This window comes from Pirellulimonas nuda (assembly GCF_007750855.1).
Lineage (GTDB): Bacteria > Planctomycetota > Planctomycetia > Pirellulales > Lacipirellulaceae > Pirellulimonas > Pirellulimonas nuda.
Genome location: NZ_CP036291.1, coordinates 3,736,113 through 3,757,885 on the forward strand (window position 1 = coordinate 3,736,113; position 21,773 = coordinate 3,757,885).

Consider the following 21,773-nt stretch of genomic DNA (forward strand, 5'->3'; position numbering starts at 1 on the left):
CCGCGCTGCCGGTCGGGACGGCGGCGGGACAAGATGCCGGGGCGACGACGGTCGAAGCAGAAGGCTCGCCAACGAACGTTGTACCCCTCGGGGCCGAATCCGCACCAACGGCTCCGCAACTAATTCGACCGGCCGAGATCACGTCTCAGGCGACGGTGGTTTCGACCAGGCTAGACGTGATCGAGAGTGAGCTTCGCCCGAATCCGGAGATCGCCTGAATCGCTATGGATTTCTTCGATGACGGCCAGGCGATGGCCGAACTGCGCGGTGACTTGACCGCGCTCGACGCCGACACCGTGACGGCTCGGCGTCTGGAAGACCAAGGGCGCGAGTGGCGACTGATTGCCGAGAAGTTTGGCCGATGGGAGCACCTGATCGTCAAAGAAGTCAAGAACTAGACACTCTCGGGAACCACCGCCCGCGTCGAGATCTTGGTCGGAACGGCCTATGACAGCAATCCTCGTGAGGTGCTGGAGATCCTGCTCCGAACGGCCCGGGAACACGAATTTCTACTCGAAGAGCCTGAGCCATTCGCGATGATGTTCGGCTTTGGCGAATCGGCGCTCAACTTTCGAATGTTTTGCCACACCCATATGGACAAACGCGGGATCGAAACCAGCGATCTACACATCTCCATCCTGGACGCATTGGGCGAAGCCGGAATTGAGATACCAACTTGGAGATCGCTGAGCAGGTGGGCATGGCGCGTCGGCCGGTCGGGGTGTGGCGGAAGCGGTTCGCCGAGGTTCGGCTGGCGGCGATCGAGAAGGACGCCCCGCGGCCCGGCCGCCCCTGCCCCGAGCGTGACTCGCTGACGCGACGGATCCTCGAAGCCACGACCCAGACCAAGCCGAAGCAGGCCACGCACTGGAGCACCCGCTCGCTTGCGGCGGAACTGGGGGTGAGCGACGCGCGGGTTGCCCGTGTGTGGCGGGCGCACGGCCTGCAGCCGCACCGGGTCAAGACCTTCAAGGTGTCCAACGACCCCGACTTCGCCGAGAAGGTGCACGACGTGGTCGGGCTGTACCTCAACCCGCCGGAGCACGCGATCGTGCTGTCGGTCGACGAGAAGACGCAGGTCCAGGCGCTCGACCGGACGCAGAGGGGGCTGCCGATCCATCCCGCCTCGGCGGATTTGCAACCCGGCCGCTGCGGGACAATGACACACGACTACAAGCGGCACGGCACGACGACGCTGTTCGCGGCGCTGAACGTCGCCGAAGGAGTCGTGATCGACAAGTGCATGAAGCGGCATCGTCATCAGGAGTGGATCGCCTTCCTCAAGGAGATCGACGCGCGGACCCCGGCGGGGCTCGATCTGCACCTGATTGCCGACCTCCGTCCACAAGAGAACCGGCGCGACGCACAAGCACCCCAATATGCAAAGCTGGCTGAAGCGTCACCCGCGATTCCACATGCACTTCATCCCCACCAGCAGGCAGCTGGCTGAACCTGGTTGAGAGGTTCTTCGCCGAGCTGACCAACAAGCGGCTCCGCCGCGGCACATTCCGCAGCGTGCCTCAGTTGATCGAAAAGCGATCAAGCAGTACGTCGAAGATCACAACAACCACGCGAAGGGCCTGAGATGGACGGCGACCGCAGAGGAGATCCTCGCCAAAGTACGACGCGCCAGGGCTACGCTCGATAAGGTCACGTCTGATTGATGCAGTACACTAGCTGGCTTTCGGCCCCTCTTTTTTCAGACCCGCCCCGCGGCCTCGTCCTCGGGGAGACGCTCGACCTCCGCGTGATACAAACCCATCGCTACCCCCTGGGCGCAGGGAACCAACAACGGCGGCATTCTACACGGTGGGAACTGAGGGAGTTATTTTGAGCGGCTCCTTACGACTACCGACTTCGCTGGAACAAGGCGCCCTATATGCCCGGCGAGCTGCGCGTCGTGGCCTATCAGAATGGCTCTCCGATAGGAGAGGACGTGGTTCGCACCGCAGGAAGGCCGGCGAAAATTGTCCTGTCGGCCGACCGGGCCGTGTTGTCGTCTAGTGGAGAAGACCTCGCCTACATCACGATTCAAGCGTATGACGACGTCGGCGTGCCGTGCCCCCTCGCCGACAATCTGGTGCGGGTGGACGTTGCGGGGGCAGGAAGTCTTTTCGCTACGGGCAACGGAGCCCCTATCTCGATGCGGTCTTTCCATGAGCATGCGGTGCCGCTGTTCGGCGGCAAGGCCGTAGCGATCGTACGCGCCGACAGGGGCCAAAGGGGTGACATACAGGTGAGAGCCGAATCCGACCAACTCGAGGGCTGTCAAATCGATCTCAAATCCATGCCCGTTGCGGACTGAGCTACTCAGCCGTAAGCCCCGTCACAAACGAGGGGTAATGTCGGGCTCAACCGGCGTTTGGGGCGCTCTATTCGTGCTCAAGTCCGGCAGAAGCAGAGGTCGGCGGTTGTGCATTCGACGGGGCGCACCGGCCGGGACGCGATCCGGTTCAAGCACGTCGCGGCCCGTCGTGCCGCTGGAAACGGATCGTGGTATCGGGTAGAAGACGTGACCCGTCTACGGGCACGCCGAAACGATCGGACCTACAAGAGATGCGATTGGAAACGAGCCGCTCCTCCTTTTAAAGCAACCGATAGCCAAAGCCGATGGACACGTAGGTTGCTGGACAAGCCGGATGAGTTTCGGTGTCGAGGCGCTAGGCGTTTGCGCAGTCACGTCACTTTTCTACTGCTCAGGAGACGACGATGCTTCCATCAATAGCGCGGCAGACGTTCGTGGTGGCTACCGAAACGGCGGTGCTGGCCGTGGCCCTCGCGGCCGGACACGCGTGGGCACAGATTCCCGCTGACAGCTTGTTCGGCGGCCCGCTGCGGTGGGCTTCGACGGGCCCACTTGTCCAGCCCGTGTCGGATGAGCGCCATCCGATCCTCGCCGTGAAAGACCCGTCGGTCGTCTACCACGACGGCAAGTGGCACGTTTACGCGACGACCGCAGTCGACCGCGGCGGGTGGAGCATCGTCTACCTGAGCTTCGAGGACTGGGAGCGGGCGGCCGACGCGAAGCCCTACTACCTCGACCAGTCTCCGGGGCTAGGCGGCTACCACTGCGCTCCGCAGGTGTTTTACTTCCGCCCCCACAAGAAATGGTACCTGGTCTACCAATCGCAGCACCCCCAGTATTCAACGACGGACGATCTGTCGAAGCCAGGAACGTGGACCGCGCCGAAGGACTTGCTGCCGGCGCGGACCGAGGGGATGCCACGCCTGCCGATCGACTACTGGGTCATCTGCGACCAGACGCACGCCTACCTCTTCTTCACCGGCGACAACGGCCGCATGTACCGCAGCCGCACCAAGATTGACGACTTCCCCAGCGGCCTTAGTAATCCCGTGGTGGCGATCGATGAGACGCGCGAGCTGCTCTTTGAGGGGAGCATGACCTACAAGATCAAAGGCATGGACAAGTACCTAACCCTAGTGGAGGGACTGGGCCCCAGCCGCTACTACCGGGCGTTCACCGCCGAGCGTCTCGACGGCGCGTGGACCCCCGTGCCGGGCGCAGACAGCTTCCGGAACCCGTTCGCCGGCGTGGCCAACGTCAGCTTTAAGGAGGGCGCCGCCGACTGGACCGACGACATCAGCCACGGTGAATTGCTCCGCGACGGATACGACGAGACCCTCACGGTCGACCTTGACAATCTACGGATGCTGTTCCAGGGACGCGACCCGGCGGTCAACACGGGCTACCACGAGCTTCCCTATAAGCTCGGAATCATCGAGCGGATCACCGCCGACGAGCAGGACGACGCCCGCGAACCGCAGGCCCGGGAAAAATCGCCCCGGCGTGAGGCGACCCGGCCGAGGCGCCCCGAAGGGGGCCTTGGCGGCCCGATCGTCGTCGGGCCCGACGACAAACCCTCGTTCGACGATCCGCCGGCCGACTACAAGAAGGTCCGTGCCGAGATTCCCCACGGCAAGCTCGAGATGATCCAGTACGAATCGGGGTCGGTCGGGACGACCCGCAAGATGAACGTCTACACGCCGCCGGGATACTCGGACGATCGGCGGTACCCGGTGCTCTACCTGCTGCACGGCATCGGCGGCGACGAGACCGAGTGGCAGCGGTTCTGCCAACCGGAGACGATCCTCGACAACCTGATCGCCGACGGCTTGGCCGAGCCGATGATCGTCGTCATGCCGAACGGACGGGCTCAGGAGAACGACCGTGCGGTGGGGAACGTGTTCGCTTCGGCGCCGGCATTCGCTCGCTTCGAAGCGGACCTGCTCGACGACGTCATCCCAACCATCGAGTCGCGTTACTCGGTAGCGGCCGATCGAGAGCACCGCGCCCTCGCCGGGCTTTCGATGGGTGGAGGACAGGCCCTCAACTTCGGCCTGGGCAACCTGGACGTGTTCGCCTGGGTCGGCGGATTCTCCTCCGCTCCCAACACGCAGCCGCCCGCGGAACTCGTACCGGACCCCGCCGCGGCCCGCGAGCAACTCAAGCTCCTATGGCTTGCCTGCGGAGATCAGGACGGCCTAATCCGCATCAGCCAGGGCGTCCATGGTTACCTGAAAGAGCACGATGTGCCGCACGTGTGGCATGTCGACTCCCACGGTCACGACCCGACGGAATGGGGCGCCAACCTCTACTTGTTCGCCCAGCGGATCTTTAAGTAAGCGGGACCTGAAGGAGCTCCGAGCTCGGCGCGGTCTCGGTGTTGCCGAGAGAATGGCGTCGTTCATGCGGCGGCCTACAATGCGCAAGGCTACTACGTCGCGGCTCACCGCAGCACCGACAGCCCGCTCGAACCGAACTCCGCAATCGCCAATCGCCAGCACAACTTCTTCTCCGCCGAGCGCCGCTGCTTCGCCGTCGCATGCCTCACGAGCTGAAGGTAACGAACTCCTCCACCTTCCTTGCGGCGGCAAGATGTACTTCACCGTCCGCTTACCAACCGCCGCGACTCAATCCAACCGCGAACTGCTTTCGAAGCCTCCGCTAGACCTGGGTTGTCAAGCCGGCATTTGCTGCATGCAAGAAGCCAACAATAAACGAGTTCTTCTGAGGATGCGGATAGCGCGCCACAAATGAGAACGGTCGTACGAGTGCGGGCGCTCAGACCCACCCTGTCGATGAGCGAGAAAAGCCATCCTTCGCCGCCTCGCAACCTGTGCGCTCGGTCCGCGTTCTGCCACTCCCCCTCAGAGCGGCCATACTGGCGCGAGCGCGCGGGGGGGCGGCCTCTGAGAGCTTGTTTCGGTCCTGCACTTCGAAGGGCTGGTCACCATGTCGCGTAAGCACCGCTCGCGGCGCATACGACTATGGCCCCGAGACCCGCACGTACAACTTCCACATTCTCCGTGTCGGAACGCTCGAAGACCGGCGGATGCTGGCGGGCGTAGAAGTTCCCTAGCCCATTGCGGCGCGAACTACTGATGCCAAGCATCAAGGCTGCAGGATCTGCCCCGCGTCCAAGAGCGTCTGCTTCAGTTCCGAGTAGTCGAGTTGCTGCACGTCGCAGCGATGGTCGATCGCCAGCGACGCGATCGCGCCCGCCGATTGGCCGAGAACCATGTACACGGGCTCCATCCGGATCGAGCTGTACGCGACATGCGAAGCCGATACGCATACCGGCACCAACAGATTTGGGCATTCGTCCCGCTTGGGCGTGATGCTGCGGTAGCTGATGGGGTACGAGACGGACTTGCCGGCCAGCCCCCCCTCGTAGCGGAGCTTGGCGTCGTGGTCCAGCACGCGCGAGAACTGGTGTGAATCGAGCATGTACGTCCCCACGCCGATGGACTCGGACGCCGGTTCCGAGTCGACGCGCCGGCAGTTCTTTTCGGACATCACGTACTCGCCAACCATGCGTCGCGCTTCGCGCACGTAGAGCTGGTAGGGGAAGTGCCCGTTGTCCGGAAACTCGTCCCGGGGCAGCCCCCACGGCTTCATCTCGGCGCGGATGTGCGGCGGAACGCGTTGGTCGTGCGCTAGGAACCAGAGCATGCCCAGGGCGAAGTCGCGGTGGCGTTGGCCGATGCGTTGGCGTGTGGCGTAGTCCCCCTCGGGGTACTCGTAGTTTGCGCCGATAAGGTTCAGCTTGTTGGTGTCGGTTTTCCGGTTGGGCATGGGGGTGAGCGTGATGATCTCTTGTAGCTGCGTCTCGGGGCTGATCTGCAGCATGCGCGCCAGCACCTCGTACAACGCCGGGTCGTACGCCGCGGGGCGCTCGATCGCGACGCGATTCGCGGGGTCGTCGGTCAGCGTCAGGCGGTAGCAATAGGCCTGCACACGGCGCGGGTCGGCTTCTCCGTCCTTGGCCCAGACGCGCGGTTCGATGTACGGCAGCAGGCCCGAGGCGGGGTCGCCCTCGACCACGTAAGGGTCAACCGATTTCCCTTCGCGGCCGATCACCGGGTTGAGTCGCACGCCGTTGAGCGACTCGCCGTACTGGCTGTTCGCTTCCCGGCCCACGGTGTAGGAGACGCCGGCCAGGGCCATCAGGTCCCCCTCGTACGTGGCGTCGATGAACACCTGCGCGGCGAACCCGCGTCCGCTTTCCATCTTGATGCGACGGATCCGACCGTCGCCTTTCTCGACCCCCCGCTCCAAATCTAGACGCTCGTTCAGTGCGAGCTCGACCCCCGCATCACGCAGCATCGCTCGCTGAATCTTCTCGCCGACGTGCGATTCGTAGACCCACTGGATCTTCAACGCATCGTTCTTGCCGGTGAAGGTGCGTTTCTGGCTCGCGACGAAGAACGCCTCGCGTTCTTGGCAACGCCAGGCGTCGGGGTTCTCGTACCAGGCGTACAGTTGGCCGTAGAACTCGCGGGCGATCCCGCCAATCAGCGTGTTGCGGTTGATGTCCGTAGCGGTTAGCCCCGACGTGGTCATGCCTCCGACGTGAGCGTTTGTCGAGACCAGCACGACCCGCTTGCCCATGCGGGCGGCCTGGATCGCGGCGCTAACGCCCGAAGCGGTCTCCCCGTAGACACAAACCTCATACGGCGCCTGCGCGCGGCAGACGGGCGCCGCTAGCAACGTCACTGCGAAGAACGACAAGCAATTGGTCATCAGATAATTCATGAGAAGTGGTCGGCGCAGGTTGGAGGCTCAGTCTTGCAATACGAGGCATCGTCGAGGGCTACTCACCCCCTTATCTTCTTCAGACTCTTTCACCGCTCACTGGTCTCGCGACCGACAGTCGCGAGCTCCTTGCCTGCGGTTGGCCGGAATCGACGGGGCGCGATGTTCCCCAGCGCCGCGATCAGAAGCCGAGCGAGATGCCTGACCGCCGCGGAGCTGCCATTGTCTCGCGGTCCCTACGCACTCCGGCGCTCTTACGCTGAGCATCTTCGTCGCGGCTACATCGAACGTGGTGGAATAGCCCGCCGTCTTACGCTTACACGGTGCATGGCGGGTGGAAGCAACGTGCGACGCTCGAGGCAAGTCACCGCTGGCTGGGCGTCCCCAAGCGGCAACGGCCCTGCGGACGAGCGCTGGCTCCCCCGAACTTAGAACTACTCCTACAGCGGAGGCTCGGTGAGCCGGGCGTCGATTCAAGTTACTTTCGGAAGTTGAGGCCAATGGCGAGAACCAACGAGCGAGTCTGGGCGATCGGATGCTTCTGAGGCGGGCTCTGTCTCCCGATGCCCAGCAGAGTGGACTGGTCGGATTGCGTCGCTCGCGACTTCGGCCGCAACCAAAATCGGGCTCGGTCCTTGATTGCTCCCGGACGGACGCGCTTCCAGGTGGTCCATAGCTGGTTTGGGTATTGCGGTGCGTGCCGCTTTGACGCCCTGCCCCACGCCTGCGAGGTTTAAGAGGCCGAAAAACTCGTCCCTGGCCGCGGCCGTAGGTTCGGGCGCCAACAAGGATGCTACTGGCGGCGGCTGAAGCGCGGGCGTCCAGGACGCGCCGACGTTGTCGCGCCAGACCGAGTAGTCCGCCGCGTCGACGGCGCCATCGAGGTTGCCGTCCGCACGCAGGTCGGCGCCGCCAAAGGCCGACCTCCACAGCCCGTAGTCGGCCTGGCCGACGGCGCCGTCGCCGTCGTAGTCGCCCGCCAACAGCACGGCGTCGTCCGGCGTATCGTTGAGCACGTGCACGCTGAGCGTCCCCAGGCTAGAGAGCCGGACGACGTCGGCCTGCAGCCCCCCGCTGATCTGCACGCCGCTGAGCTGGTCGCGCGGCACTTCCCGCAGTTCGCCGTTCCTGTCGATCAAGACCGATCCGGCGTTTGCGGAGACCTGGATCTGGTCGGCGGCCTGGGTCCCCGTGATGTAGAGCACGCCGTCCGCCACAAACGCGAAGTCGCCGACACGGGTTTCGTAGAGGCCCGCGCCGATGGTCCGGGCCGACTCGACCATCGCGTCGTAAGGGGAGTCGGCGATCGTGACGAACCCGAGGTTGCTGTTGTTGTTGTTGCTGTTGAGCTTGCCGCTCGTGGGGAAGTCCCAGTACTGCAGCCAGTGCACGCCCACGTACCGATCGCTCTCCAGCGCGCTGCGGACGTAGGCGGCGTACCGGTCGGCCCGGTCGGCCTGGTCGGCGGCGGTCCGCAGCCCGTCCGACCACAGGCCGGTGTCGTTGGCGCTGTAGTGGAACTCGCCCGAGATCAGCGGGACGTCCCCTTCGAGCCCTGCCGGCAGGACCGAGACGTCTGCGCCGTAGCGGTTGATGCTCACCACGTCGGCGTGGCGCATCGCGGCCTGCGCCGCCGAGAACCGCGCCGCGCCCGTGAACCTGGCGCCCAGGTAGAGGTGGTTGGGCGCCACGGCGTGCATCGCGGCCGCGCTTGTCGCGAAGTACGTCTCTGCGTAGAGCGCGTCAAACTCCACCAGGTCCGCCGCGGACCGGCCAGCGTCTGGGACGACGCCGCGCTGCGTCAAGAAGTCGTTCCACGAAGCGTAGGGGGTGAGCCACTGAGCGTTCAGCGCCCCGATGGTGGTGTACCTGGCCATCAATTGGTCGCGGAACGCGGCCTTGGCCGGCTGGCTCGAGACCGCGGCCAGCGTCTGCAGGCCTAGGTCCGTGTCGCCGGTGAGCCCGCCGCGGGTCCAGTCGAGCTCGTTGTGGATAAAGTAGCCCAGGTTCCAGGGGTCGTTCAGGCTCTTTCCGCTTTCTTGCAACAGCCGCGCCTCGACGTTAACGCGGTACGCGGGATCGAAGTAGTCGGCGAACCGCCCGTCGCCGTTGATCTGCGACGGGTTCTCGGGGAACAGCACGATCGTGTAAGCGGTCTTGGCCTGCAGATAGACGTCCTCGTCCGACCAGGCGCCGATCGTGTTCATGCCCCAGCTCCGCAGCCTCTGATGGGCGACCTCTTGCGAGTCGGCCTCCCAGCCGGCGCCGTACTTCGACAACGCGTTGGCGGCAAAGAAGTTCATCGATAGCGGGCGCTGACCCTGATAGTCTCCGCTGGTGACGGTGCTCGTCTCGAAGCTCAAGAATTCTGCCGCGGGATCGCCCTGCTGCGGGAGCTGGGCGAAGTAGTCTTCCCTGCCCGTGACGGGGGTTCGGACAGCCACCCCCGCGGTCCCCTCGCGGTCGGGGTCGCTCACGCCGGTGATGCCGTTCGAGAAGAACAAGCGACCCTCCGGATCGACGAGCCACCACTTGTCGGCGACCTTCTCGACGCGGAAGAACCCGGTCGCGTCGAGCTGCGGTCCGGCCAGCCAACCGCCGTACTGGTTGAGGTCGCCGGGCGAAGGGTTGGCGGCAAGGTCGAAGGCCTCGTCCACCGCGGCCTGGGCGAGCTCTTGAGCGCTGTGAACCTTTTCATCCCACTCGAGGTAGCGGTACTGCCCAAACTCGTCGATGAACGGGAAGAACCCGTCGGGGAACAACCCGCCCCCCAGGGGCGACGGGGGCGTTTCCTGCACCCCGAAGATGGTCTTGGGGGGAGGCAACAGCGCAAGCGCGTCCTGACTGGTGACGGCGGACCAGGAGTCCCCTACGCGGAGCTCGTCGAACTGGGCCGAGCCGTCGCTGCCAAAGCGCGAGAAGGCGACCCGGTCGAACGCCAGGTCGTAGAGAGGGAGCTGCGCGTCGGGCGCCGTCTCGGGCAGACCGGCCGAGGGGTTTTGCCAGACGCTGATCGCGTCGCCCCCCGGGGCGAAGTCGACGCGCACCACAAACAGGTTAACCCCCGCGCTGAGCGGGCCGAGGTCGACCGCCGCGCCGCTTGGCCCGACGATCGCCTGGAAGTGCGTGTTGTTGGGCGAGTACAGAACGCGGAACACACGATCGGCCGACGTGACCCCGCCGTTGTACAGCGAGAACGTCGACGCCGGGGGCGACGCCCCCTCTACCTGCATCAAGAACGACAAGTACAGCGGCGCGTCATTCTGCGATCGCTCGATCAAACCGCTCGGCCCTGCGTAGTTCGCCAGCGGGCCGTTGTTGGTTGTGAGCAGCTCACGCGAGGCGACGGTGCTCCCCTCCAGAGCCACGCGGCCCGCGCCCGACTGTCCAAAGCCGGGATAGCTGAGGCCACCGGCGGGCACGCTTGCGGTTCCGGCCACGCTCCAGGGTCCGTCATAGGCGGTCACGTACGACCACGCCCCGGCAAGTGCGCCCCCCGCATCGTCCAGCAGCGCAAACCCTTCGGCAGAAATGGGCGCCCTCGGCAGCAGAGCAAGCGCGTCCTGGCTGGTGACGGCGGACCAGGAGTCCCCTAGGCGGAGCTCGTCGAACTGGGCCGAGCCGGCGCCGCCGAATCTCGAGAAGGCGACCCGGTCGAACGCCAGCTCGTAGAGGGGGAGCTGCGCGTCGGGCGCCGTCTCGGGCTGACCGGCCGAGGGGTTCTGCCAGACGCTGATCGCGTCGCCCCCCGGGGCGAAGTCAACGCGCACCACGAACAGGTTGATCCCCGCGCTGAGCGGGCCGAGGTCGACCGCCGCGCCGCTCGGCCCGACGATCGCCTGGAAGTGCGTGTTGCTGGGCGAGTACAGAACGCGGAACACACGGTCGGCCGATGTGACCCCGCCGTTGTAAAGCGAGAACGTCGACGCGGGGGGCGACGCCCCCTCTACCTGCATCAAGAACGACAGGTACAGCGGCGCGTCGTTCTGCGAACGCGATACGTCGCCGCTGGCGTCGATGTAGTTCGCCAGCGGGTCCGACGGGCCCGGGGCAATCGCGCGCGCCACCGTGGTCGATCCCGTGAGCACCACCCGGTTGGCGCCCGCCTCGCCGATGCCGGCGTAAGCCAGGCTCCCCGCCACGGCGGTCGCTCCGCTGGCGCCGCTCCACGCGCCGCTGAACCCCGGCGCCGCTGGCGCCGCGCCGTTCACGGCGCTCCCGCTCGCGTAGTGGTCCGCGTCGAACCCGTCCCAGGCGAGGGGGGTCGCGGTCAGCGGCAAGCGCTCTTCGAGCCTTTCGAACGCGTAGGTCTTCGGACGACGGAGCATCGGCAAGAGTCGCGTTGCTAGACAAGAATGCGAAAGCAGCCCCTAGCCTACTTACGTACCGAGCGATCCGTCTACCGGATTGCATCACAGAAAAAGCTGCAAAGGCGCCGATACCCGAACGTCAAAAAGAATCTTGGCAATCTTTCTGGATTGATGCGAAATCCCACACGCCCGCCGGGTTTACTAGATGCGTCCCTTGGTCTTTATTTGGTCTTCGGGACGCTCCGCTGCTCATCACGAGACCTCTTATCTGATAAGGCTTGCTAATGCTCATCTTGAAAACCATCCGATCGCGGTTCGTGACTAGCCACCCGGCGCCTGCCGCCGCGCATTTCTGCGGCGCTCCATCGCTGCGACCGGCCGCGCTGCTCGTAGCGCCGATGGCGACCATCCTGCTGTGGGGTTGCGGCGCCCCGCCTGCACAGGGCGCCCTGATCGCGACCGACCACTTCCTCTCGGGCAGCGCCCCGGCGAGCGGCGAGTACGCCGTGACGCAACTGCGTCGGTCCACGGCGAATGGCGCGGGCCAGGACCCAACTATCGAGGGATTCTCAGGCGCCTGGACAGGCAACGTAACAAGCGGATCCCTCGCCGTGGCCCAGTGGACCGCCGAGTCGGCGTCCACGGGATCGAGCGTTGGTTACCAGCAAGGGGGACGGGCCCGCTTCGGGGGCTCCGAAGCCACCAACGCCCTGCAAAGACGCGTGCAGCGTGAGCTGGCGCCCTACACTCCCAGCAGCACCTACTATGTCTCGCTGATCACCCAGATCGCGACCGGCGACACGGCCGGCGCCCTTGGTTTTGTCGGCGCCGGGTTCACCAACAGCGACGCTTCGGTAACGCAGGCCGACGCCAATATCGTCGGCGGCGCCGGCCTGAGAGGCTTTCTGCTCGGGGCCGCGTCCTCAGACGGCCTGACCACCGATTTTGTAGTTCGGCACGTCGGCTCTTCGGGATCGCTGCAGGACGAGCTGCTCGCCGGCGCCATTGAGTCGATCATCCCAACTCAAACCATCGTCCGGATCGACTTCAACGACGACCCGGGCAACGCCGCCGGCAACTCGAAGCTGACGGTTTGGCACAACCCGACCGACACCTCCTCGGAGCTTGCCGCCACTGCGTCCGCGGCGCCGCTGGTGTTCCGCTCGTTTGCGTTGAGCACCGAATCCGACATCACCCACCTGACGCTTACGGGCGTCAACTACTCAAAGGCCGCCAGCTTCGACGAGCCTCGGTTTGCCACGACTTGGGAGAGCGCCCTGGCGATCCCAGAGCCGTCGTCATGGGCGATCCTCGCCGTGGGGTGCGCCGCATTGGCCGCCCGACGGGGGCGCCGGCAGAAACAGGCCACTTAGACTCCCGCTGACTTGCGCCACCCGTAATCCCGCCTCACCGAGGGGACACGTCTATGAATATCCTTTCAAGATCCCGCGTCGCCGCCGCGGTGTTGCTGCTCTCGGCACTCCCAGCCGGCGACGCGTCGGCGGTGCTCATTGCAACCGACCACTTCCTCGCCGCCGTGCCGGGCGACCCGCTGCTGGGCGAGTACAACATCACGACCTCAGTGAATCAGCTCCGTCGGGGAACCGCCAACGGCGGCGGTCAGGACCCCACGGTTGCGGGGTTTACGGGGGCGTGGTCCGGTAACGTGACTTCGGGCTCCTTGGGTGTTGCTCAGTGGACGGCGACTGCAAACGGTCTGGCCGCGAACTTGTTCTACCACGAGGGTGAGCGCGCACGCTTTTCAGGGGTCGACAACCTCCAACGCCGTGTTCAACGCGAGCTCTCGGCCTACACGCCGAGCGACACCTACTACTTCTCCATGATGTCGCAGGTGCTGACGGACGACGTCGACCTCGACGGCTTTGTGGGGATCGGGTTCACCAACACGGGGGCCACCCCCGCGCTCACCGACGCCAACCTGATCGGCGGCGCCGACCTACGCGGCTTCTTGATCGGCCCGGCCGGGGACGGCGCCGCGGGCACCGACTACGTGATCCGGCACGTCGGCTCGTCCGGCGCCGTGCAGGACGACATCATTTTGGACGATATCGTGCAGAACGACGCAGAAGGGTCGCCGTTCTTGCGTCGCACGATTGTCAAGCTTGAGTTCAACGACGACCCCACCAACCCAAGCGGCAACTCCAAGCTGACCATCTGGCAGGACCCGGGGGTCGTCACGTCCGAGGCGGCCGCGTCGTTGTCGATCACCCCCATCGAGCTACGCACCTTCGCCCTGAGCACCAACGCCGACCTTACGCACCTGACGTTCACGGGGATCGACTACTCGCGTGCGGCGAGCTTCGACGAGCCCAGGCTGGCGACCACTTGGGAAGACGCAGTCCCCACCAAGCCGGGTGATTTCAACGAAGACGGACACGTAGACGCCGCCGACTACACCGCGTGGCGCGACCGGCTAGGCGTCGGCTACGTGCAAGCCGACTACGACGTGTGGGTAGCGAACTTTGAGACGACGGGCCTGGCCGTGGCGGCGCCCGCTACGGTGCCCGAGCCCGCGGGGGCCGCGGCCTTGCTGTTGGGCCTGGCCGGGCTGCTCTGCGGGCGCCGCGCCCCGCAGGGCGACTAATCCATGGCGTACGGCTTCACAAGGATGGCGGCCAAGCGATGACACAGCAGAACGCCGAAGAGCGATCGACGCCGCACGACACATTCATCACGGAGTTCGCCCGCAACTCGCGGCAGCTCTACGCCTACATCCGCACCCAAACCCCCAACCGCCACGACGCGGACGACGTCTATCAGAGCACGAGCCTCGTCATGTGGAGAAAGCTGGACACCTACCGTGCCGACACCAGCTTCTTCGCCTGGGGCCGTCAGATCGCGTTCTACGAAGTCAAGAAGCTGAGAGAGCGTACCGGGCGGGGCACGTTGCTCTCGGACGACGCGCTCAGCGCCCTTGATGCGGCCTTCAACGCCCGCACGGACGACTCGCCGCGGCGCCTGGAGGCGCTGGCGGGGTGCTTAGAGAAACTAGCGCCGGCGTCTCGGCGGCTGATCGACCAACGCTACTTTCACGACCGCAGCCCCGCGACGATCGCCGAAGAGCTGGGCCAGTCGGCATCGTCCGTCTACCGTTCCCTCGCCCGCACGCACCACTGGTTGATGACGTGCATCCAGCAGACCCTCGCAGGAGCCCGCAATGGAAGCTGACCGCGCTCCGGACGAGGAACTGCTCGCAACGCTCATCAAGATGTCGGCGGGCGATGCGGCCCCCGAGCAGTACGCCGCACTCGACAAGTTGGTGTGCGAGCAACCCGCCGCCTGCGAGCAGGTCGTGACCGGGCTGATCCACCTGGCGGACCTGGAGTGGGAGTCGGTCGCGCAAGGCCCCGGCGTTGCCGTGCCGGACGGGTCGTCCGCTCCGGACCCCATGGCCGAGCAGGGGACGACGCCGCTGGATCGCGCGAGCCTCGGTCTCGTGAGCACGGCTCCGAGGGGCCCGGTCGCCAGCGGCCCGCGCGATCACGGCAAAACTTGGAGGGCCAGGCTTGGCGCCGCGGCCGCTTTCGTAGCCGGCATAGCCGCCGCGGTGCTGCTGATGCATCCGCCCGCGGACCAACCGGTTGACTTCATCACCGGGCCTCCGGGGGACGGGCTTTTGGCGGTTGACTCAGAGCCGCTTCCTCCGATAGCGACGCTGGTTCGCAACACCAGCTACGTGCTCGAATCACGCGCCGGCACGCCGATGTGGGCCGGCGCGTCGCTCCGGGCCGGCGCCTCGGTGGCGTTGTTCGACGGGGTGGCCGAGATCGAGTTCGAGAACGGCGCCTCGGTCCTGCTGAAAGGCCCCGCGGCGCTCGAGATCGACGCCTCGGGCAGCCCGGTCCTCAAGTACGGCGGCTTGGTGACGCGGCACGTGCCCAACGGTCCCTGGCGTATCCGCGTCCCGCTGGCGGAGCTCTGGGCGCCGGCCGGCGCGATGATCGGCGTCGACGCGTTTGGCGAGGAGGCCGTAGTGCACGCGTTCGAGGGAGACACCCTGGTGCGGCCCCTGTCCGACGACCTCTCCGCAGTGACTCTGACAGCGGGGAACGCGTTCCGACTGCGGCGCGACGCCCACTCCGAGATCTGTCTGCTTGAGGTCGCCGTCCGGCCCGACGCGTTCGATTTCGAGGCGCGGATGGATGATGGGCGCCTCGACCTCTCGTCGGGTTACGCCGACACGGTCCTGCGGTCGCGGCCGATCGCCTACTGGCGTTTCGATTCGATCGATTCGGGGACCGTGGCCGACGACTCGGGGGGGAACCACCCGCTGCAGTTGATCGGCGAAGGGGTCGACGTGGTGCGTGGCCCCGGCAACAGCTTCGTTTCCTTTACGGTCCGCAAGAACCGGGGCTGCTTCGTCTCCGCGGCGCCCCTCGACGAGATCGCGGGGACGGACTATTCCGTTGAGTTCTGGTTTAAGCCCCGCCACTACCACCGCGGCGCCGTGGCGTCGTTGGTCGAGCACGCCACGGACCAGCGCGGGGCGGTCGAGCGGCACGGGTTGATTATCGAAACCCACTCGGCGTCGCCGGCCTCTCCGGTCCCTCCGTCGCTCGAGGGGGTGGAGACCAGCCCGAAGGCGGTCCGCTTCCTCCACCGCAGCCCCCCCGGCGAGCTCCTCTCCGGCGTCGCTTGTTTCTCGAAGACGCCCTACCGTCTCAACGACTGGCAGCACCTCGCGGCGGTCAAGTCGAGCGACGCGTTGCGGCTGTACCTGGACGGGAAGCTCGTCTGCGAAGAGAGCGACTCGACGACCCTCCCCGAGGGGCTGTCGATCGTCGTAGGCCAGCTCTTTTCTTTTGGTTCGGTCCGCCCGTTTGTCGGTGAGCTCGACGAGCTTGCGTTCTACGATCACGCGTTGACCGAGCAAGAGATTGCGGAGCGGATGCTGGGGGTTGAAACGACTCTCGCGCCCGCCGGAAAAGACGCCGACCCCAGTGTAGGAGCCGGACGATGAGAACGACTACCTATCTTTTGGCGGCGACACAAAGCCTAGCCGTGTGCGCGGTCCTCGTGGGCGCGGTCGCCGAGCGCGCCTCAGCCGCTCAGGCGCGGCCCGGCGCCACGCCGGACCGCTACGACGTGGTGGTGGTGGGCGCCGGCACCGGCGGGGTGGCCGCGGCGATGCAGGCGGCCCGGCTTGGCGCCTCAGTGCTGCTGCTTGAAGCGACCGACTGGATCGGCGGTCAGATGTCGGCGGCGGGGGTGACCAGCATGGACGAGGGCTACCCGCCCCGCGACCACCTCCGCGAACGCGGGGTCTACGGCGAGTTCTGGCGGCGGACGTCCGCCTTCTACAAGGCGATCGGAAAATCGAACGACACCTGCGCCGTCAGCGAAGACCACTTCGCCGTCGAGCCCAACGTCGCCCAGCGGATCCTCTACCAGATGATCGCAGACACCCGGCTCACCCCGTTGGCGGGGGGCTCGCACGCCACGCTGGACGTGCTGCTACGGGCCGACGTGACGGGGCTTGTCCGCGACGGCCACACGGTGACGGGAGTCGAGTTTGAGCTCCACGCAAAGGGCGAGACCACAAGGCGGACCGTTTCCTCGCAGGTGGTTATCGACGCCACCGAGTACGGCGACCTGATTCCCATGGCCGGCGCGGCGTACCGGGTGGGGACCCTATTGTCGACCCGCGACGCTCTCGACGAGCTGGCCGACCACCCGGTCCAGCCGATCACGTGGACGGCGGTCATCAAGCAGTACCCCGGCGGCGTGCCGACCGACCTGCAGGTGAACACGCCCCCCCCCGGCTACGACCCGGCCCCGATCAGCCCGATCGTGTCTCTTGAAGGAGACGGCTCCAGCAGGCATCCGTGGAATTGGGAGCGCATGCTGAAGTACCGGGGCATGCCGGACTCCACCAGCCCCTTCAGTGCCCACAACGGCTCGGGACGATCCCTGACCCGCACGCACGTCAACCTCGCCTGCAATGACCAACCGTTTCAGGTCGGCGACATCGAAGACCCGCAGAGCCGCGCCGGGGCCGAGGCCCGGGCGCTCCAGCGGACGCTCGCCGTGCTCTACTACGCCCGGCACGTGATGGGGGTCATAGACTGGTCGGTCGCCAATGACGTCGGCTACGACAGCCCCTACAACCGCGAGCGCGTCGACGCACTCGTGAAGCGGCGTCCCGACCTGGCGCCGTACCGTGAGGTCCTGCGCCACTTCCCCGTGATGCCCTACGTGCGGGAGAGCCGGCGGATCGTCGGGGCCGACACGTTGACAGCGACCCAGCTCCGACGCAAGAAGCCGTTCGCGCCGGTCCACTTCCCGACCGCCGTCGCGATCGGCGATTACCCGGTCGATGTGCACGGCGAGGGCCGCGACCGTGGTCGGCAGGTCGAGCTGGACCTCGACGAGCAGATCGACCTCCCGGAGCGGTGGATCCAGTGGGGCTACGGGCCTTTCCAGGCGCCGTTCGAGGCGTTCATCCCCGAACGTGTTGATGGCTTTATGCCGGCAGAGAAGAACCTGTCTCAGTCGCGGTTGGCCAGCGGCGCTACCCGGCTCCAACCCGTGACGATGCTTACCGGGCAGGCAGCCGGCGCGATCGCGGCCATCGCGGTCCAGAGGGGCGTGCAGCCGCGCGACGTTCCTCCGATCGTGGTGCAGAACGAACTGCTCAATGCGGGCAGCACCCTCTCGCTGCGTCGCCACGAGGACGTCCCCCACGGCGTCGAGCTGTGGAAGGCGATTCAGCTTGCCAGCCTGTACGAAGTTTACGAGGTCGAGGACGACCGCTTCCGAGAAACCGCGAAGGTTTCGGAAGAGGCCGCCAGGATCGCGTTCGGGCGTCTAGAAGAGGCAGGCCTGGCGGCTTCGCCAGAGGGCGCCCACAACGACGTCTTGAGAGCAAGAACCCGCGGCGCGCTGGTTCGAGCCGTCGCCCGCGCGATCACCACCTCGTCCAGCAACGGGCGATCGGCCGCCCAAGCCGTCCAAACGAGCGACGCCAAAGCCGCCACTCATCCAACGAGACTGACGCAATGACAACGACTCTGATTGGCGGTCGGCCTGCCGCCGCCGTGTCGCTACGCCGCCCGGTCGGGCGCCATCGCGGCTTTACCCTAGTCGAGCTGCTGGTCGTGATCGCCATCATCGGCGTGCTGGTCGCAATGCTCTTGCCCGCGGTCCAGTCGGCGCGCGAGGCGGCTCGGCGTTCGCAGTGCCTGAATAACCTCAAGCAGCAGGGCCTAGCCGCGCAGAACCACATGTCGACCCACGGCGGGCTGTTGCCGCCGGGCTACCTGCGTGAGAAGGGCACCTTCATCAAGCGGGGACTGTTCACCGAGCTGCTGCCGTTCATGGAAGAAGGGATCACTCACGACCTGATCCAGTACGACAACAACGACCCCTCGAACGCCTTCCTCGACCCGGCCAGGGACGCCGTGGTAAAGGCCTACGTCTGCCCGAGTTGGCCCGACACGATCGTCATCACCGACGGCACGCCCTCTCAGATCGGCGCCCTTACGACCTACGCGGGGAGCGGCGGCGCCATCACAAGCAACGACCCCACACTGCTGGTCGGAGGCGAGTACCCCAACAACGGGGCGTTCGCACTCAAGCAGGTGGGGACCAAGATCATTGGTCACCAGCGTGCAGAACGGGAGATTACCGACGGCCTCAGCAAGACCTTCCTGACCGGCGAGTTTGTTCACCGAGACTGCGCGCTGGGCGCCAGCTGCGCCGACCCACCGGGCAACGTCCGCCCCTGGTACCTGAGCGGCTATCAAGCGGGGATAGGATCGATCCCGCTGGTGTACTCCTTCAAAGAGCTTGAGTACACGCCCAACAGCACCGGGCTTACGCGATCGCTGCACGGTTGGAACCGCATGCCCATGAGCAGCTACCACCCCGGCGTCGCTCTATTCTCGAACATCGACGGGAGTGTCGTCGTCGTTGCCGACGACATCGACGCGGTGGTCTACCACGCACGAGCAACGGTCAACGGGGCAGAGACGGATGGCTAAGACAGGATGGATCGCCCGCGTAGCGTGGCTCCCCGCGGCCGCGTTGATCGCCGCAACCCTGGGCTGCGGCGCCGGGCCCGAGATGGCGCCCGTCGAGGGGACGGTAACGCTCGATGGCAAGCCGCTGGAGTTCGGCCTTGTGATGCTGCACCCGTTGAAGGGCCAGGTCGCACAAGGGCTCATCGGGGCCGGCGGCGCGTTCTCCCTGTCTACTTTTGAGCCGGGAGACGGCGTGCCGTTTGGCGCCTACAGGGTGAGCGTGCTGTGCTACGAGGGTCATGACCCCAGCAAGGCGTCCGCGGCTAAGGGCCCGGAAGAGGGCTTTCTGTTGGGCAGGTCGCTGATCCCACTCCGCTACAGCCGGGCGACCTCAAGCGGGCTCACCGTCGACGTCGGGCCCGACGGGGTCCGCGACCTAACACTCGCCTTGAGCAGCCGCAAATAGCCGCAGCCGAAGTAAGCCGGAGCCGTCACACCCATGGTTAGTCCCGCGAGAGCCCTGCTCCTGCTCGTATTGGCGTGCGCCATCACGGCGGCGGACGCCCGAGAGGTCGAGAGCGACATCGTCGTTTACGGCGGGACCAGCGCCGGGGTCGCGGCCGCCGTTCAGGCAAAACGGATGGGGAAGACCGTGGCCCTGGTCTGCCCGGAACAGCGGCTCGGGGGCATGTCGAGCGGCGGCCTCGGCTTTACCGACGCCGGCAGCGTTGCCGTGATCGGCGGGGTGGCCCGCGAGTTCTATCACCGCGTCTGGCGGCACTACCAAGACGACTCTGCGTGGCGGTGGCAGCCACGCGACGCGTTCAACAACCGCGGCCAGGGGGTCGCCGCGATCGAACGCAGCACCCAAACCATGTGGGTCTTCGAACCGCGCGTGGCCGCACAGGTCTTCGAGGACCTGGTGGCCGAGCACGGCGTCCAGGTCTACCGCGACGAGTGGCTCGACCGCACGCCCGGCGTCGGCGTCTCGCTCAGCAACGGCCGGATCCAAAGCATCGCCACGTTGGCCGGATCGCGCTACTCGGCTGGGGTGTTCATCGACGCGTCGTACGAGGGCGACCTCATCGCCGCGGCCGGCGTACGCTGCCACGTGGGTCGCGAGAGCAGCGCCGCGTATGACGAGCCGCACAACGGCGTCCAGCGCGACGCGATCCACCACCCCCACAACTTCGCCGTGCTGGCCAGCCCCGTCGACGCGCACCGCATCCCGGGCGATCCTTCGAGCGGCCTGCTGCCGCGGATCTGCAGCGATCCGCCGGGCGCCAACGGCGAGGGAGATCATCGCATCCAGGCCTACTGCTACCGCCTGTGCCTGACGGACCACCCAGAGAACCGCCTGCCGATCGAGAGGCCCGCCCGGTACGACCCGGGCCAGTACGAGTTGTTGCTACGCGTCTTCGAGACCGGATGGCGGGGCTTCTTCCACAAGTACGACCCGATCCCCAACCGGAAGACCGACGTCAACAACCACGGCCCGTTTAGCATGGACAACATCGGGTTCAACTACGAGTACCCCGAGGCGACCTACCAACGCCGCGCCGAGATGCTGGCCGAGCACCGCGACTACCAGCAGGGGCTGCTCTACTTCGTGTCGCACGACCCGCGCGTCCCGGAAGACATCCGCTCCCAAGCACGGCAATGGGGGCTCGCCAAAGACGAGTTCCCCGAACAAGAGGGCTGGAGCTCGCAGCTCTACATCCGAGAAGCCAGACGGATGGTCGGGCGGTACGTCATGACCGAGCACGACGTGACCGGGGCACGGCCCGTGCCGGAGCCCGTCGGCATGGGCTCCTACACGCTCGACTCCCACAACGTGCAGCGCTACGTCGACGAGAACGGCAAAGTGCAGAACGAAGGCGACATCGGCGTTCACGTGCCGCCGTACGGAATCGCCTACGGCGCGCTGACGCCTAGGGAAGAGGAGTGCAAGAACCTGCTGGCGCCGGTATGCCTCTCCGCCAGCCACATCGCCTACGGTTCGATCCGCATGGAGCCGGTGTTTATGGTCCTGGGGCAATCCGCCGCAACCGCCGCGGCGCTTGCGCTAGACGACGACTGCGGGGTGCAGGAAGTCGATTACCAGCGGCTCAAGTCCCGGCTCGTCGCCGATGGACAGGTGCTAAGCTATGCAAAGAAACAAGCAAGGCCCGCGCACCCTCGCGGGGCCAGGTCTCCCACCGAGGGTGCAAAACTTGCAAAGTAGCCAACCCAGAAACCACCAGACGCGACCGTAAATTGAAGGGACGTCGCGTTGCCGGTAGCGGCGTGGTGGGCGTCAGCTTTAGTGAGTGTTTCGGGGAGGATGTGGCCTCGGCACTTTGGCACGACCGTTGCGATCCACTTAGGCGTTGGAAGTCCTCTGGCCCGGTGGTAGCTTCGGCTTGGTGACGCGGCCAACCGGAT

14 protein-coding genes and 2 pseudogenes are annotated in these 21,773 nt (G+C 66.0%); 14 read left to right on the forward strand and 2 right to left on the reverse strand.

Annotated features, from left to right (window positions below; all coding sequences use genetic code 11):
* Window positions 1–224 precede the first annotated feature (224 nt).
* The 6 genes and pseudogenes from Pla175_RS26065 (at window position 225) to Pla175_RS14565 (ending at window position 4,644) form a co-directional block, all read left to right on the forward strand.
* On the forward strand, window positions 225–398 hold the full coding sequence (locus Pla175_RS26065; protein WP_197526841.1) for a hypothetical protein: 174 nt from the start codon (window positions 225–227) through the stop codon (window positions 396–398).
* 33 nt (window positions 399–431) lie between these two features.
* Window positions 432–659: pseudogene (locus Pla175_RS27155) on the forward strand (hypothetical protein); the annotation flags it as partial.
* A gap of 17 nt (window positions 660–676) precedes the next feature.
* Window positions 677–1,450 carry an IS630 family transposase gene (locus Pla175_RS14555; RefSeq protein ID WP_391527840.1) on the forward strand — a complete coding sequence of 258 codons (774 nt, stop codon included), beginning with the start codon at window positions 677–679 and terminating at the stop codon, window positions 1,448–1,450.
* A gap of 405 nt (window positions 1,451–1,855) precedes the next feature.
* Window positions 1,856–1,915, forward strand: a pseudogene (locus Pla175_RS26825) (hypothetical protein); the annotation flags it as partial.
* Between the two features lie 21 nt (window positions 1,916–1,936).
* Window positions 1,937–2,305: a hypothetical protein gene (locus tag Pla175_RS14560; protein ID WP_261342834.1), complete on the forward strand. Its 369-nt coding sequence runs from the start codon at window positions 1,937–1,939 to the stop codon at window positions 2,303–2,305.
* A gap of 404 nt (window positions 2,306–2,709) precedes the next feature.
* The gene (locus tag Pla175_RS14565) at window positions 2,710–4,644 is read left to right on the forward strand and encodes a non-reducing end alpha-L-arabinofuranosidase family hydrolase (protein WP_145286335.1); all 1,935 of its coding nucleotides are present in this window, start codon (window positions 2,710–2,712) and stop codon (window positions 4,642–4,644) included.
* 769 nt (window positions 4,645–5,413) lie between these two features.
* On the opposite strand, the gene Pla175_RS14570 is transcribed toward Pla175_RS14565, so the two are convergent.
* On the reverse strand, window positions 5,414–7,045 hold the full coding sequence (locus Pla175_RS14570) for an FAD-dependent oxidoreductase (protein WP_197526844.1): 1,632 nt from the start codon (window positions 7,043–7,045) through the stop codon (window positions 5,414–5,416).
* A 485-nt stretch (window positions 7,046–7,530) separates the two neighbouring features.
* Window positions 7,531–11,385 carry a hypothetical protein gene (locus Pla175_RS14575; protein WP_145286343.1) on the reverse strand — a complete coding sequence of 1,285 codons (3,855 nt, stop codon included), beginning with the start codon at window positions 11,383–11,385 and terminating at the stop codon, window positions 7,531–7,533.
* Between the two features lie 266 nt (window positions 11,386–11,651).
* On the opposite strand from Pla175_RS14575, the gene Pla175_RS14580 reads away from it, so the two are divergent.
* Genes Pla175_RS14580 through Pla175_RS14615 form a run of 8 tightly spaced genes read left to right on the forward strand, consistent with a single transcriptional unit; the run spans window position 11,652 to window position 21,573 of the window.
* Window positions 11,652–12,740 carry a PEP-CTERM sorting domain-containing protein gene (locus Pla175_RS14580; RefSeq protein WP_145286346.1) on the forward strand — a complete coding sequence of 363 codons (1,089 nt, stop codon included), beginning with the start codon at window positions 11,652–11,654 and terminating at the stop codon, window positions 12,738–12,740.
* Between the two features lie 53 nt (window positions 12,741–12,793).
* The gene (locus Pla175_RS14585; RefSeq protein ID WP_145286350.1) at window positions 12,794–13,972 is read left to right on the forward strand and encodes a hypothetical protein; all 1,179 of its coding nucleotides are present in this window, start codon (window positions 12,794–12,796) and stop codon (window positions 13,970–13,972) included.
* A gap of 38 nt (window positions 13,973–14,010) precedes the next feature.
* Window positions 14,011–14,556, forward strand: coding sequence for a sigma-70 family RNA polymerase sigma factor (locus Pla175_RS14590; protein ID WP_145286355.1), 546 nt, complete (start codon window positions 14,011–14,013; stop codon window positions 14,554–14,556).
* Window positions 14,546–16,348: a LamG domain-containing protein gene (locus tag Pla175_RS14595; RefSeq protein WP_145286359.1), complete on the forward strand. Its 1,803-nt coding sequence runs from the start codon at window positions 14,546–14,548 to the stop codon at window positions 16,346–16,348. Before Pla175_RS14590 ends, Pla175_RS14595 begins: the two co-directional genes overlap by 11 nt.
* Window positions 16,345–18,390: an FAD-dependent oxidoreductase gene (locus Pla175_RS14600; RefSeq protein WP_145286362.1), complete on the forward strand. Its 2,046-nt coding sequence runs from the start codon at window positions 16,345–16,347 to the stop codon at window positions 18,388–18,390. The genes Pla175_RS14595 and Pla175_RS14600 overlap by 4 nt, the downstream gene beginning before the upstream one ends.
* Entirely contained in the window at window positions 18,387–19,370 is a 984-nt protein-coding gene (locus Pla175_RS14605) for a DUF1559 domain-containing protein (protein ID WP_145286365.1), read from the forward strand. The genes Pla175_RS14600 and Pla175_RS14605 overlap by 4 nt, the downstream gene beginning before the upstream one ends.
* Window positions 19,363–19,815: a hypothetical protein gene (locus tag Pla175_RS14610; RefSeq protein WP_145286370.1), complete on the forward strand. Its 453-nt coding sequence runs from the start codon at window positions 19,363–19,365 to the stop codon at window positions 19,813–19,815. The genes Pla175_RS14605 and Pla175_RS14610 overlap by 8 nt, the downstream gene beginning before the upstream one ends.
* Window positions 19,816–19,848: 33 nt before the next feature.
* Window positions 19,849–21,573, forward strand: a complete 1,725-nt coding sequence (locus tag Pla175_RS14615) for an FAD-dependent oxidoreductase (RefSeq protein WP_145286373.1) — start codon at window positions 19,849–19,851, stop codon at window positions 21,571–21,573.
* The last annotated feature ends 200 nt before the right edge of the window (window positions 21,574–21,773 follow it).